Below are 13,266 nucleotides of genomic sequence, written 5' to 3'. Positions count from 1 at the left end.
GGAACACCCCTGACGACACGTCAGCCGGACCGGATTTCGAGGACGTGAACACTTCAATGAGAACCGGCCGCCCCGTCGGCGGGACGGGCCGGGCACACCCAGGGGGGACGCCGCAATGACCCAGCAACCGGCCGGCACCGTGACCGCTCCCATGGTGGCCGTCACCGATGTCCACCGCAGTTTCGGGACCGGCGAGCGGGCCGTGCACGCCCTGCGCGGGGTCTCCTTCGCCATCGGCCGCGGTGAACTCACCGCGCTCAAGGGCCGCTCCGGCTCCGGCAAGACCACCCTGCTCAACCTGGTCGGCGGCCTGGACAGCCCGACCGGCGGCACCATCACCCTGGACGGCACCGACCTCGGCGGGCTCGACGAGGAGGGCCGGCTCGCGCTGCGCCGGGACCGCCTGGGCTTCGTCTTCCAGTCCTTCGGCCTGCTCCCGGTGCTCACCGCCGCCGAGAACGTCGGCGTCCCGATGCGGCTGCGCAAGGTGCCCGCCGCCCAGCGCGAGGAGCGCGCCCGCACGCTGCTGGCGCTGGTGGGGCTGGCCGACCACGCCAACCAGCGGCCCGGCGAGCTGTCCGGCGGCCAGCAGCAGCGGGTCGCGATCGCCCGGGCGCTGGCCAACGAGCCCGATCTGATCATCGCCGACGAGCCGACCGGCCAGCTGGACTCGGAGACCGGCCGGTCGATCATGGAGCTGCTGCGCGCGGTGGTGCGCAGCGAGGGCGTCACCGTGCTGGTCGCCACGCACGACCCGAACCTGATGGAGCTGGCCGACCGGGTGGTCGAGCTGCGCGACGGCCGGATCGTCGAGGAGAGCGCCATCGCCGGCTGACCGGCGGGCGCGTGCCGCCGCCACCGGGCCGGGCCGGACCGGGCCGCCGGCCGTCAGCCGGTGGCGGGCGGCGCGTAGAGCTCCAGCTGAAGGCCCCAGGGGGCGGTGAAGTAGACCCAGCGGGTGCCCGCGACGGGGTGGCCCGCCCCGATGGTCTGCGGCTCGCCGAGGACGCGCACGCCCCGCGCGCGCAGGAACGCCGCGGCGGCGTCGACGTCGGCGACCCGCAGGGCCAGGTGGTGGCCGCCCCAGTCGCTGTTGGCGGGCGGCACCCGCCGCTGCCCGGGCGCCCGGTACTCGAACAGCTCCAGCTCCCGGCCGTCCGGCAGGCGCACCACCGCCACGTCGGCGCTGGCGCGCGGGTGGACGCCGAGGTGACGGTGCATCCAGTCGCCGTCCCGGTCCTCCACCGGCCCGGCGCGGTACAGCTCCTCGCCGCCGATCAGCGCGGTGAAGAACTCGACCGCCTCGTCGAGGTCCGGCACGGTGAAGGCGACGTGGTGGACTCCGAGGAGTCCCGGCAGGGCGGTGGTCACGGCTGCAGCTCCGGGGTGACGACGGGGGCGGACAGGGCGGGGGCGGGCGTCCGCAGGGCGCGGTGGATCAGCGCGGCCAGGACGGCGGCCAGCACCAGCAGCAGCGGCACCAGCAGGTACCCGACCTGGGGGCTGATCCGGTCGGAGAGCGCGGCGAGCAGCATCGGGGCCGCGCCGAAGGCCGTCCCGGAGGCGTAGCCCATCCGGCTGGAGGCGGCGTCGACGCCGTTGGTGGCGGTGGACAGCACCAGCACGATCGCCATCGGGAACTGCAGCGCCATCCCGAGCCCGCAGAGCACCAGCCCGGTGACCGCGACGGCGGGCACCGTCGAGGCCCAGAACAGCGCGAAGCCGACGGCCGAGACGCCGAGCGAGCCGATCAGCACGACCGGCGCGGCGAAGCGCAGGGTGAAGCGGGCGCCGAACAACCGCCCGACGAAGATGCCGACCACCAGCGCCGAGCCGGCCGCCGTCGCCCCGGCGGCGCTCACCCCGGCGTGTCCGCGCAGGTAGTCGGACTGCCACTGGGTGAGGCACATCTCCACCCCGGCGACCGCGACGATCACGCCGAGCGCGGCCAGGAACAGCGGCAGGCTGCCGCCCGGCGCCGTCCGCTCGTCGGCGGGCGGCGCGTCGGCGGGCGGCGTATCGGCGGGCGGCGCGGCCGAGGGCGCCGGCGCCTCCGGCAGCGGGGCGCGCAGGAACCGGCCGAGCAGGATCACCGCCAGCACCAGCACCGCCGTCAGCGCGATGCCCGGGCGCCAGCCGGCGCCCGCGTCGACCAGGACGGCGATGACCAGCGGCGCCAGCAGCCCCATGCCGGACATCGCGGCATTGGCCTCGCTGATCGCGGCCGGCCCGGCCGCACCGTGGTGGTCGCTGAGCGAGGGCCAGATCGCGGTCAGCGTCAGGCAGCCGAAGAACGCCGTCAGCAGCGTCGCGCCGAGGGTCTGCGCCGTGCCGTGGGCGAAGGCCAGGGCGAGCGAGCCGACGGCCACGCTGCCGATCGCCCCCCAGAGCGTCCGGCCGCGCCCGAACCGGGCGACCAGCCGGGGGAAGAGCGGAGCGCAGAGCAGCATCGCCACCGAGAAGGCGGTGCCGTGCAGGCTCGCGACGAACCGGCTGGTGTGCTGCTCGTCGCGCAGCAGCGGCACCAGCGGACCGAATCCGTAGAGGAAGTACCCGTACGCGGCGATCTGCGCGTAGAGCAGCCATGTGGTGGCGTCCCTGGTCATTCGAGGCATTGGCCGAAGCTAACCGGCGCCGGCCCCGGGTGTCTGTACGCGGCTGTGGTACCCGTCCGGGTACCACAGCCGACCGCCGCTTCGGCCGTGCCGCCGTCCGTGGGCGCCGTGCCAGCATCGCCCTCCTGACCGAGCGGCAGGACCACGGGAGGGGACCCGGGATGGACGCGGTACACCTGAGCGGAGCGGTGATGACGCACCCGCGCCGCGCCGAGCTGGCACGGGAGTTGATCGAACGGTGTCGGCCGGAGGAACTGGACCTGGTGCTCGACCCCGAGCCGGACGGCCCGCCGACCGGCCTGCGCACCGCCGTCCGGGCCTGGTCCTCGGTGCCCGCCGGCGCCACCCACCACCTGGTCCTCCAGGACGACGCCGTGCTCACCCCCGGATTCTTCGACCACGTCCGGGCGGCGGCCCGCGCGGTGCCCGACGCGGCCCTCGCCTTCTACACGCACTGGCAGTCCCGCAACGCCGCCGCCGTGCGGCTGGCCGTGCTCTCCGGGCACCGCTGGGCGCCGGCGACCGACGAGTACACCCCGACGGTGGTGCTGCTGCTGCCCGCGCCGGTCGCGGACGGCTTCGCCGCGTACGCCGGGCGGCACGGCGCCACCTGGGCGGACGACGTGGTGATGAGCCGCTACCTGCGCGCCGCCGGTGTGCCCGTCCTGCTGGCCGCGCCCAACCTCGCCGACCACGCCGACGTGCCCAGCATGCACGCCAACGGCGGCCACGGGCCGCGCCGGGCGGCCTGCTTCGCCCCGCTGCCGCCCGGCACCTCCTGGGACCTCGCCGACGGGGCGGCGCGGCTGGACGCCGTGCCGTTCTTCAAGCACGGCCGGGCCCAGGTCGCCACCCGGCGGGCGGACGGCCGCTGGGCCGGCGTCGAGGCCCACCGCTATCTGCGCCGGATCGGCCTCGACCCCGAGGACGCCCGCGCGCGGCTGGACGAACGGCTCGACGGCGCCGGGCCACGGACCGCCGTCCTGCCGGACGCGATCGGGCGGCCCGCCCTGGAGGCGCACTGGCAGACCGCGCTGCTGATGGGCGTGGTCACCGCCACCCGCGCCCGCGCGGCCGCCGGACCGGACGGCGAGCTCGCCGAGCGGGCGCTCGGCACGCTCGGCGCGGGCGGCCTGTGCACCCGCTTCGGCGACGACGCCCTGGACCGGCTGCGCCCCGGCCTGCTGGAGCTGGCCCGGGCCGGGTACGCCGAGGGCCTGGCGGCCGGGGCCCGGCTCACCCCCGCCCCGGGCGGCGGCGGACCGGCCCGTCCGGTCCGCGCGCGCCGGGTGGTGGTCGCCGGCCGGGGCGGCCCGGACGCGACGGAGCTGGCGGGCGCCCTGGCCGGGGCCCTGGCCGACGGCGACTGGGAGGTCACCCTGTGGGGCGCCGCCGACGCCCGCCACCCCGGGGTGGCGGCGGGAGGGCCCGGTACCGCGCTGACCGGCGCCACCGCCCTGGTCCAGGTGCTGGACGGCGACCCCGCCGCGGCGGCCGAGCAGGCCGAGCAGGCCCTGCGGGCCGGCCGGGCGGCGGCCGCGGCAGGGGTCGGCCGGGCCGTGCTCGTCGCGGGAGAGGCCCAGACGGCCGCCCTCGGCCCGGACACCGGCGGTGCCACCGTGCTGCGGACCGGGCTGGTCTACGGCCCCGGCGTCCGGAACGGGTCGGTGCTGGAGCAGGCGGTGCGCCGGTCCCTGCTGGCGCGGCCGATCCGGGTGGACGGGCACCAGGGGCGCCGGTGGCGGCCGGTCTTCGTCGACGACCTCGCCGAGGCCGTCGACCGCGCCCTGCGGCTGCCCCCGGCCGACCGGCCGCTGGACGTCTGCGGCGGCGAGGCGCTGGACGCCGTCCAGCTCGCCGAGGCGGCCTCGGCGGCGGTCCGGCCGGTGCCGGTCGAACCGCTGGACGCGGCCCGGGCGGCGGAGGCGCCGGCGGCGTCCGAGGATCCCGTCCGCTCCCCGGCGGCGGCCGCGACGGCGCTCGGCTGGCGCCCGCGCACCGCCCTCGCGGACGGACTGCGGGCCTGGTCCCAGTGGCTGGCGTACGAGGCCGGCCCGCGCCCCGCCGCGTCCGGGGCCGGGTCCGTCGAGCCCGCCGCCGCGTCCGGGTCCGTCGAGCCCGCCGGGGCGTCCGAGCCGGCCGGGACCGCCGGGGGCGCCCGGTGACCCCGATCCCGCTGTCCACCGAGGCCGCCAGCATCGCCACCCCCGGCGGCGCCAACGAGGACCTGGTGCTCACCGGCCCGCACTTCGCACTCGTCCTCGACGGCGCGACGGCCGAACCCGGCGCCAGCACCGGCTGCGGCCACGACGTCCGCTGGCTGGTCGCCGAGGTCGGCCTCCGGCTCACCGGCGCCCTGCTGCACGACCCCGACGGCCGACGGCCGCCGCGCGAACTGCTCCACGACGCGCTGTCCGACCTGGCCACCGAGCACGGCCGCACCTGCGACCTGGACAACCCGTGCAGCCCCACCGCGACCCTCGCCCTGCTGCGGCTGGCCGGGGACACCGTCCAGCACCTGGTGCTCGGCGACTCCACGGTGGCGCTGCGGGACCGCTCCGGTGCCGTCCAGGTCGTCACCGACGACCGGCTGGAGCGCCTGATCCACCTGCCCTGGGCGGAACTGCGCCGCCACCGCAACCAGCCCGGCGGCTTCTGGGTGGCCGGCCCCAGGCCCGAGGCCGCCCGGTACGCGCTGGCCGGCAGTACGCCCGCCGCCGGGCTGGCCACCGCCGCGCTGCTGACCGACGGCGCCGCCCGGCTGGCCGAGCGCTACGGCTGCGCCTGGCCCGAACTCCTCGACCTGCTGGAGCGGGAGGGCCCGGTGCAACTCGTGGAACGCGTCCGCGCCGCCGAGCTGCGCACCGCGCCGGGCCGCTACCCCGGCAAGCACCAGGACGACGCCACCGCCGTGCTCTGCCGCTTCGAGACCCCCGAGGGGCGGTGACCGCCGTGCGCTACGACGGGCCCGCCGAGCCGTTCGGGATCGCCTTCGTCGGCTGCGGCTACGTCGCCGACCTGTACGCCGCGACCCTGCCCGACCACCCCTTCCTCCGTCTGGTCGGCGTCCACGACCGCGACCCGGCCCGGGCCGCCGCCTTCACCGCCCACCACGGCGTGCCCGCCTACCGGACGGCGGCCGAGCTGCTCGCCGACCCCGCCGTGCGGGCCGTGGTCAACCTGACCAATCCCGCGAGCCACTACGAGGTGACCAGGGCCGCCCTGCTGGCCGGCAAGCACGTCTACGTCGAGAAGCCGCTCGCCCCCGACCTCGACCGGGCCCGCGAACTGGCCGCGCTCGCCGCCGAACGCGGCCTGCAGCTCGCCTCGGCCCCCTGCGGTCTGCTCGGCGACGCCGCCCAGACCGCCTGGCGGGCGCTGCGCGAGGGCCGGATCGGCACGCCCCGGCTGGTCTACGCCGAACTGGACGACGGCCCGATCCTGCGGATGCCGTTCCGGGAGTGGATCAGCCCCTCGGGCGCGCCCTGGCCCTACCTGGACGAGTTCGAGACCGGCTGCACCCTCGAACACGCCGGGTACTGGCTCACCTGGCTGACGGCCTTCTTCGGCCCGGTCCGGGAGGTGGCCGCGTTCTCCGCGCGGGTCGCCCCCAATCCGCACGTGCCGCCCGGCACCGCGCTCGCACCGGACTTCTCGCTGGCCTGCCTCGGCTTCGAGGGGGGTGTCACCGCCCGGCTGACCACCAGCATCCACGCGCCCAAGGACTACTCGCTGCGGGTCGTCGGCGACGAGGGCCTGCTCACCGTCGCCGACTCCTGGGACTACGACTCGCCGGTCACCGTCACCCGCCGGCCCGACGGCCCGGCCGAACCCTGCCCGCCCGTCGCCGGCCCCCGCCGGCGCCACCGCTACCCGGGCACCCACTCCATGGACTTCGCCCGGGGCGTCGCCGAACTCGCCGTCGCCGCGGGCGGATCGCGGCCCTCGCGGCTCCCGCTGGACCACGCCCTGCACGTCCTCGAACTCACCCTGGCGATCGCCCAGGCCGGGCCCGGCAGCGTCACCCGGCCGACCACCACCTTCGCGCCCGTGGCGCCGCTGCCGTGGGGCTTCGGGCCCGCGGAGAGAGGAGAAGAGCGATGAGAAGAGACGTCCCCCCACCTGACGGCCCCGGGACTCCACCCCGGCTGTCCGTCGTCGGGACCGGCTACCTCGGCACCACCTACGCGGCCTGCTACGCCGAACTCGGCCACCGGGTCACCGGTCTGGACACCGACCCGGTGAAGATCGCCGCGCTGGCCGCGGGTGAGGTGCCGTTCCACGAACCCGGCCTGGCCGAGCTGGTCCGGCGCGGCCTGGACGCCGGCCGGCTGAGCTTCACCACCGATCCGGCGCACGCCGCCGCCGGGGCCGAGGCGCACCTCATCTGCGTCGGCACCCCGCAGCGCGCGGACGGGACGGGCGCCGACCTCGGCCAGGTCGCCGCCGCCGTCCGCGCGCTCGCACCGCACCTGCACGGGCGCACCCTGGTCGTCGGCAAGTCGACCGTCCCGGTCGGCACCGCCGAGTGGGTCGAGCGGCTGCTGCGCAAGCACGCGCCCGACGACGCGGACCCCGAGGTCGCCTGGTGCCCGGAGTTCCTCCAGGAGGGGCGCGCCGTCGAGGACGTGCTGCGCCCGGACCGGATCGTGGTCGGCGCCCGCGGGAGCTGGGCGCGCGAGACGCTGGCCCGGGTGCACCGGGGCGTGTACCGGCTGGCCGCGCACGAGGGACGCGACGTGCCCACCGTGGAGACCGACTTCGCCACCGCCGAGCTGGTGAAGTCGGCCGCCAACGCCTTCCTCGCCACCAAGATCTCGTTCATCAACGCGATGGCCGAGCTGTGCGAGGCCACCGGGGCCGATGTCGCCGGGCTGGCCGAGGCGCTCGGCCACGACGACCGGATCGGCCCGCGATTCCTGCGGGCCGGGGTGGGCTTCGGCGGCGGCTGCCTGCCCAAGGACATCCGCGCCCTACAGGCCCGCGCCCACCAGCTCGGTGCCGGTGCGGCGGTGCGCTTCCTGCACGAGGTGGACCTGATCAACCAGCGCCGCCGCGAACGCGTCCTGCAGCTGGCCGGGGAGCTCCTGGACTGCGTGGCCGGGCCGAACGGGCCCGAGCTGTCCGGCACCCGGATCGCCGTGCTCGGCGCGGCCTTCAAACCGGACTCCGACGACGTCCGGGACGCCCCGGCGCTGGCCGTCGCCCGGCTGCTGCACGGGGCCGGCGCCCGGGTGCGGGTGTACGACCCGCTCGGACGGGACAACGCCCGCCGCACCCACCCCGAACTCGGCTACGCCGACGGACTGGAGCAGGCCTGCACCGGGGCCGACCTGGTCTGCGTGCTGACCGAGTGGCAGGAGTTCCGCGACGCCGACCCGGCCGCCCTGGCCCGCGTGGTGAACGGACGGATCGTCATCGACGGCCGCAACTGCCTGGACCGGTACGCCTGGAACGCGGCCGGCTGGACGTACCGGGGCCTCGGCTGGAAGGAGGCGGCCTGATGGCCGGGAAGCTGATCCTGGTGACCGGCGGGGCCGGCTTCGTCGGCGGCCGGCTGATCCGCCGGCTGGTGGACGCGGAGCCGTGCGCGGAGATCGTCTCGGTGGACAACTACTTCACCGGCACGCCGGCCCGCCACGTCGACCACCCCCGGGTGCGCTACCTCCACGGCAACACCGCCGACCTCGGCACGCTCTGGCCCGAACGGGGGCTGCGCCCGCCCGCCGTCGTCTACCACCTGGGCGAGTACTCGCGGATCCCGCAGTCCTTCGAGGAGCCGGAGCGGGTCTGGGAGTTCAACCTGCTCGGCACCCGGGAGGTGGTCCGGTTCTGCCGGCTGAACGGCGCCCGGCTGGTCTACGCGGGCTCCAGCTCGAAGTTCGGCAACGGGGGCCGGGACGAGCACCTCAACCCCTACGCCTGGACCAAGGCGAAGAACATCGAGTACATCCGCAACACCGCGGACTGGTTCGGCCTGGACCACGTGATCACGTACTTCTACAACGTGTACGGCCCCGGCCAGATCACCACCGGCTCGTACGCCACCGTGATCGGCATCTTCGAGCAGCAGTACCGGGCCGGGCTGCCCCTGACCGTGGTCGAACCGGGCACCCAGAGCCGCGACTTCACCCACGTCGACGACATCGTCGAGGGCCTGCTGCTGTGCGCGGAGCGCGGCTCCGGGGACGGCTACCTGCTCGGCCGGGGCGAGGAGTACCCGCTGATCGAGGTGGCCCGGATGTTCGGCGGCGAGATCGCGATGGTCCCGGCCCGCCGGGGCGAGCGCACCAGCGGTCGCGCGGACAACTCGCGCTCCCGGGAGCTCGGCTGGGAGCCGAAGATCTCACTGCCGGACTACATCGCGGACTTCGTCACGGCCCTCGGACCGGCCTCGGCCGCCTGGTCGCCGACCGGGCTCACGATGCCGTAGCGCAGGGCGATCGCCACCGCCAGGGTCCGGTTGGGGCAGTTGAGCTTGGCCAGGACCATGGTCACGTGGCGTTTGGCGCCGTGCACCGAGATGCCGAGGCGGGCGGCGATCTCCTTGTTGCTCAGCCCCTCCACCAGCAGTCCGAGGGTCTGCCGCTCCCGCCCGGTCAGCGCGCCGCCGGCCACCCCCGGCCGGCCGCCGCCCGGGCGGGGCGCGGGGCGTCCGCGGGCCGGGGACCACGCGGGCCGCAGCACCAGGCGGCGCAGCGAGTCCGCGAGCAGCGCGGTGGTCACCTGCTCCAGGGGCAGGAAGCCGTCCACCCCGGCGGCCTCCCAGGCCTCGGGGCAGCCCGCGGCGGCGGCGTCCAGCAGCACCAGCAGCCGGCCGTCGCCGCGCGGGGCGGCCAGCAGCGCCCGCATCCAGGGCGGCGCCTGCGCGACGCACACCAGCGCCACCACGTCGGACTCCCACAGCTCGGCGGCCGTGCCGATCCGGTCCGGCGCCCTGGTCACCGCCTCGGCCACCAGGGGCAGGGCGGCGAGCATCCCGGCGATGCCGTGCCGGTGCAGCTCGCTCTCCGCGACGACCGTCACCGAGAGGCCGTCCGGGGCGTCGCGCCCGCGCGGCCCGTTCACGACCCGTCCGCCAGCAGCTCCCGCCAGTGCCGCACGGCCGACTCGTCGACCGGGCGCTCCCAGCTGCCCTCCGGACGCACCCGGGTGCCGACGTGGAAGGCGTCGACGCCGCCGGCCCGCAGCGGCGCGACGTGCCGTTCGCGCAGCACCCCGCCGGCGATCAGCCGCGGGCCGGTGCCCGCGCGGGCCGCCCGCTCGGCGAGCAGGGTCGGCGTGCCCTCCTCCACGCCCTGCCGGCCGCCGGAGCTGAGCACCGCGTCGAGGCCGGGCAGGCCGCCGATCACCGCCCAGGCCGCCGCACGGTCGGCGGCGAAGTCGACGGCCTTGTGGAAGGTCCAGGGCCGCCCGTCGAGCACCTCCAGAACGGCCTCCACGGCGGCCAGGTCCACCGCGCCGTCCGGCCCGAGGAAGCCCAGGACGAACTCCTCGGCCCCGGCCCGCAGCAGTTCCCGGGCCCGTTCCCGCAGCGTCCGCGGATCCCCGGCGGCGAAGCCGTCGGCCTCCCGCAGCATCACCCGCACCGGCAGGTCCACCGCCGCCCGCACCGCCCGCAGTGTCTCCGCCGGCGGGGTGAGCCCCCATCTCCCCATGTCACTCACCAGTTCGATCCGGTCCGCACCCCCGCGCGCAGCCGCCCGGGCGTCCCGCTCGTCCAACGCGATCACTTCGAGCATTGGTCTAGACATGCTAAGAGCATGACACAACCTCACAACCTCCCCACCGGGCCGGGCCCTTCACACGCCCCGCCCGCACGCCAACCGCCCCACCGGACCCATCCGCCGGGCATCCGGACGGTGTCTCAGAGCGGGTCGGGCGACTCCCGCCGGGCCGCCACCGGGTCGGTGACGCCACCGGGCGAGGCCTCGCCCGCGGTGTTCCAGCCGGCGAGGCGGGCCGCGGGCCGGTAGACCGACTCGTAGAAGTCGAGGACGGCGGCCCGCGGGTCCTCGCCGCCGCGCACCGCGTCGTAGTCCAGGACGGCCAGGTGGCTTCCGCCGCGCTCGACCCAGCGGGCGGCGGCGGGCCGCAGCGGCGCGCCCGCCAGGCCCTCCGGTTCGGGCGCCGCGTAGGAGTAGAAGGCCGGCCCGGGGAAGTCGTCGTCACCGAACCAGAAGCCGGAGCTGATGACCTCGCGGGAGTAGGCCTCGCGGGTCACCGGGTCGACCGTCGCCGGCTGTTCGACCGCCCGGCCGGAGAACCGCGTCACGGCGATGTCGAAGGTGTGCCAGAAGTGGTGCACCGGGCTGGTCTTCCCGCAGAAGCGGGCGGCGAACTCCTCCAGCACCAGGCCGACCTGGCCGAGCACCTGCCAGTAGCGGTTGACCCAGAACGGGTCGTAGGCGGCGTGCTCGGTGTCCTCGGTGAACGGCCGCCCGGCGTCCGGCAGGTCGAACGGGTACGGGTTCCGGAGGGACGCCGGCACCCCGACGGCGCCGAGGGCCTCCAGCGTCCGGCGGTAGAACGACGCCACGGACTGCCCGGCGAGCGGGAACGAGGTGCTCCGGCCGTCGGACGAGCTGACCACCAGCCGGTGGGCGACGAAGTCGAAGTCGACGCAGAAGGACCCGCCCCCGTCGCCCACCGCCATCGGACGGGTGGTGATGCCGCGCCCGGTGAGGTAGTAGGGGACGTTCCACCAGTGGTTGCGCCGCACGCTGTACGCCAGCCGGATCTTCCCGACGACCTGGGCGAAACGGTGCACCGTCGCCTTGGAGTCCTGCCACCGGGCCAGCGGAATCGGGGGGAACAGCTCCATGCGCCCCACGCTAGGCCCGCCCGCCCGCTCCCGCATCCGCGCACCCGCCGCCGCCTGCGCCGCCGCAGCCCGTCCGCCCGGCCCGTCCGCCCGGCCCGGGTCAGGAGGGCAGGGTGACCGACTGGGCGTGGTGGAAGACGTCGCCCTCGTCCCAGAGCCCCTTGACGCGCTGGAGGCGGGGGTAGTTCTCCTTGTAGTACAGGCGCTGGTAGGCAGGCTGCCGGTCGGCGGTGGTGCCGAGGTCGGTGTCGGGGTAGTTGACGTAGGCGCCGTCGGTGTCGGTGCCGGTCTCGGGGATGCCGCCGGTGGTCCGGTAGGTGTCCCGGTAGAGCCCGCGGAGGTAGGCCAGGTGCGCGGCGTCCTGGGCCGGATCGGTCCAGTACGTCTGGTACTGGAGCTTCATCACGGAGTCGCGCTGCGCGGCGGCGGTCTCGGTGGGGCCGCGCTCGTTCACCCGGCAGCCGTAGGAGTCGATCTGGACCAGGGTCTGGGTGAGGTCGACGCCCTCGACGTCCTTGGTGAGCCAGTTCCACCAGGTGTCGATCTGGGCGGGGGTGAAGGCCGTGCGGTGGTAGGCCGACTTGTACTTGCCGCGCTGGTTGGCGCCGGAGCCGTTGACCGTCATGGTCGCCTGGAACCAGGGCAGCCGGCGCCGCCGGTCGGGGAAGGGCAGGAACAGCGGGCCGGCCCCGGAGGTCTGGACGGTGGCCCGGGTACGCATGCCGGCCTCCACGGCGGCGAGGAAGGCGTCCAGCGGCGCCGGGTCCTCCTCGTCCCACTGGCTGAACAGGACGACGTTCCCGTTGGAGTGGTGGGTGAGGTGGAGGATGGAGAACAGCGCCCGGTAGACCCGCTCGGCCGGCGCGCCGTGCTCGGCGAAGAAGGCCCCGAAGTTGGTGAGCAGGGTGCGGAAGTCCTCGGGGTGTTCGCGCAGCTCCGCCCACCTCCAGGCGACGCTGCTGAGCCAGACCCGGGGCGGCGGCGTCGGCAGGGGGTGGGCGAAGTGGTAGCGCAGCACGACGCCGAAGTTGCCGCCGCCTCCCCCGGTGTGGGCCCAGAACAGCTCGCGCTCGGGCGAGCCCTCCGGATCCGCCCGGTTCGCCCGGGTCACCTCCACCCGGCCGCCGCGGACGGTGACCACGTCGACCTGGACCAGGTGGTCGACGGTCAGCCCGTGCCGGCGGGAGAGCAGCCCGTACCCGCCGCCGCAGATGTGGCCGCCCGCGCCGACCGAGTAGCAGGAGCCGGCCGGGAGCGTCACGCCGTAGCGGCGGAACAGACCGGTGCAGACGTCCCAGTTGGTGGCTCCGCCCTCGACGGCGTAGGTCGCGGCGCCGAACTTGTCGGTCGCGGCCCGCACCCCGCGCAGGGTGCTGAGGTCGAGGATGACCCCTCCGTCGTTGTCGACGAACCCCTCGTAGCAGTGGCCGCCGCCGCGCACCGTCGGCCGCAGCCCGCGGTCGAGCGCGGAGCGCAGTGCGGCGACCGCGTCGGCCTCGCCGCCCACCAGCCGGATGTAGGCCGGGCGGCTCCGCCAGCGCTGGTTGAAGCCCTGGCTGAGCGTCTCGTAGCGGGGGTCCGAGGGGAGGACGGTCGCCCCCTCGGGGCGTTCGGCCGGCTCGGCCGCGGCCGGACCGGCATTACCAGTGTCACCGGTGATGCCGGTGTCACCGGTGTCATCGGCGGCTCCGGCCGCTCCGGCGGCACCGGCGGCGGCCAGGCCCAGGGAGGCGGCGGACACTCCGGCCGCGGCCCTTCCGGTGCTGCCGAGAAAACCGCGGCGGGAGAATGCGTGGGGCATCGCCGGGACCTTCCTTCCCCTGTTCC

Annotated in this window: 12 protein-coding genes; 6 read left to right on the top strand and 6 right to left on the bottom strand. The window is 76.1% G+C overall.

The window, feature by feature from the left end:
- The first annotated feature begins 115 nt into the window (after positions 1–115).
- Complete coding sequence (locus tag ACF1AK_RS03985) at positions 116–835, top strand: ABC transporter ATP-binding protein (protein WP_391497163.1); 720 nt, start codon at positions 116–118, stop codon at positions 833–835.
- A 53-nt stretch (positions 836–888) separates the two neighbouring features.
- Here ACF1AK_RS03985 and ACF1AK_RS03980 read toward each other — a convergent pair whose 3' ends face one another.
- Together ACF1AK_RS03980 and ACF1AK_RS03975 are read right to left on the bottom strand one after the other, a co-directional pair.
- Positions 889–1,371, bottom strand: a complete 483-nt coding sequence (locus ACF1AK_RS03980) for a VOC family protein (protein ID WP_391497162.1) — start codon at positions 1,369–1,371, stop codon at positions 889–891.
- Entirely contained in the window at positions 1,368–2,606 is a 1,239-nt protein-coding gene (locus tag ACF1AK_RS03975; protein WP_391497161.1) for an MFS transporter, read from the bottom strand. Before ACF1AK_RS03975 ends, ACF1AK_RS03980 begins: the two co-directional genes overlap by 4 nt.
- Before the next feature lie 170 nt (positions 2,607–2,776).
- On the opposite strand from ACF1AK_RS03975, the gene ACF1AK_RS03970 reads away from it, so the two are divergent.
- The 5 genes from ACF1AK_RS03970 to ACF1AK_RS03950 are packed head-to-tail and all read left to right on the top strand — an operon-like array spanning position 2,777 to position 9,048.
- A complete protein-coding gene (locus ACF1AK_RS03970; RefSeq protein ID WP_391497160.1) occupies positions 2,777–4,780 on the top strand; it encodes an NAD-dependent epimerase/dehydratase family protein in 2,004 nt (667 codons plus the stop codon).
- Positions 4,777–5,562, top strand: a complete 786-nt coding sequence (locus tag ACF1AK_RS03965; RefSeq protein WP_391497159.1) for a protein phosphatase 2C domain-containing protein — start codon at positions 4,777–4,779, stop codon at positions 5,560–5,562. Before ACF1AK_RS03970 ends, ACF1AK_RS03965 begins: the two co-directional genes overlap by 4 nt.
- On the top strand, positions 5,559–6,719 hold the full coding sequence (locus ACF1AK_RS03960) for a Gfo/Idh/MocA family protein (RefSeq protein ID WP_391497158.1): 1,161 nt from the start codon (positions 5,559–5,561) through the stop codon (positions 6,717–6,719). Before ACF1AK_RS03965 ends, ACF1AK_RS03960 begins: the two co-directional genes overlap by 4 nt.
- Positions 6,716–8,119 (top strand): UDP-glucose dehydrogenase family protein, encoded by a 1,404-nt coding sequence (locus tag ACF1AK_RS03955; protein ID WP_391497157.1) that lies wholly within the window; start codon positions 6,716–6,718, stop codon positions 8,117–8,119. Before ACF1AK_RS03960 ends, ACF1AK_RS03955 begins: the two co-directional genes overlap by 4 nt.
- Entirely contained in the window at positions 8,119–9,048 is a 930-nt protein-coding gene (locus ACF1AK_RS03950) for an NAD-dependent epimerase/dehydratase family protein (RefSeq protein ID WP_391497156.1), read from the top strand. The genes ACF1AK_RS03955 and ACF1AK_RS03950 overlap by 1 nt, the downstream gene beginning before the upstream one ends.
- On the opposite strand, the gene ACF1AK_RS03945 is transcribed toward ACF1AK_RS03950, so the two are convergent.
- The 4 genes from ACF1AK_RS03945 to ACF1AK_RS03930 all read right to left on the bottom strand — a co-directional run bounded on the left by ACF1AK_RS03945 (position 8,973) and on the right by ACF1AK_RS03930 (position 13,180).
- Positions 8,973–9,683, bottom strand: coding sequence for a LuxR C-terminal-related transcriptional regulator (locus tag ACF1AK_RS03945; protein ID WP_391497155.1), 711 nt, complete (start codon positions 9,681–9,683; stop codon positions 8,973–8,975). The two genes, ACF1AK_RS03950 and ACF1AK_RS03945, sit on opposite strands and share 76 nt — an antisense overlap.
- The gene (locus ACF1AK_RS03940) at positions 9,680–10,357 is read right to left on the bottom strand and encodes a copper homeostasis protein CutC (RefSeq protein ID WP_391497154.1); all 678 of its coding nucleotides are present in this window, start codon (positions 10,355–10,357) and stop codon (positions 9,680–9,682) included. Before ACF1AK_RS03940 ends, ACF1AK_RS03945 begins: the two co-directional genes overlap by 4 nt.
- 125 nt (positions 10,358–10,482) lie before the next feature.
- Positions 10,483–11,439 carry a DUF5996 family protein gene (locus ACF1AK_RS03935; RefSeq protein WP_391497153.1) on the bottom strand — a complete coding sequence of 319 codons (957 nt, stop codon included), beginning with the start codon at positions 11,437–11,439 and terminating at the stop codon, positions 10,483–10,485.
- 100 nt (positions 11,440–11,539) lie between these two features.
- Positions 11,540–13,180 (bottom strand): FAD-binding oxidoreductase, encoded by a 1,641-nt coding sequence (locus ACF1AK_RS03930; RefSeq protein WP_391497152.1) that lies wholly within the window; start codon positions 13,178–13,180, stop codon positions 11,540–11,542.
- Positions 13,181–13,266 lie beyond the last annotated feature (86 nt).

It is taken from the genome of Kitasatospora sp. NPDC015120 (assembly GCF_043080305.1).
Lineage (GTDB): Bacteria > Actinomycetota > Actinomycetes > Streptomycetales > Streptomycetaceae > Kitasatospora.
This window is presented reverse-complemented; position numbering and strand designations above follow the sequence as displayed.

What these genes read in the sequence shown, in the direction of transcription:
- ACF1AK_RS03985 (WP_391497163.1), top strand. Translation starts at nt 116, where the DNA reads ATGACCCAGCAACCGGCCGGCACCGTGACCGCTCCCATGGTGGCCGTC.
- ACF1AK_RS03935 (WP_391497153.1), bottom strand. Translation starts at nt 11,439, where the DNA reads ATGGAGCTGTTCCCCCCGATTCCGCTGGCCCGGTGGCAGGACTCCAAG.
- ACF1AK_RS03975 (WP_391497161.1), bottom strand. Translation starts at nt 2,606, where the DNA reads ATGACCAGGGACGCCACCACATGGCTGCTCTACGCGCAGATCGCCGCG.
- ACF1AK_RS03950 (WP_391497156.1), top strand. Translation starts at nt 8,119, where the DNA reads ATGGCCGGGAAGCTGATCCTGGTGACCGGCGGGGCCGGCTTCGTCGGC.
- ACF1AK_RS03955 (WP_391497157.1), top strand. Translation starts at nt 6,716, where the DNA reads ATGAGAAGAGACGTCCCCCCACCTGACGGCCCCGGGACTCCACCCCGG.
- ACF1AK_RS03940 (WP_391497154.1), bottom strand. Translation starts at nt 10,357, where the DNA reads ATGCTCGAAGTGATCGCGTTGGACGAGCGGGACGCCCGGGCGGCTGCG.
- ACF1AK_RS03970 (WP_391497160.1), top strand. Translation starts at nt 2,777, where the DNA reads ATGGACGCGGTACACCTGAGCGGAGCGGTGATGACGCACCCGCGCCGC.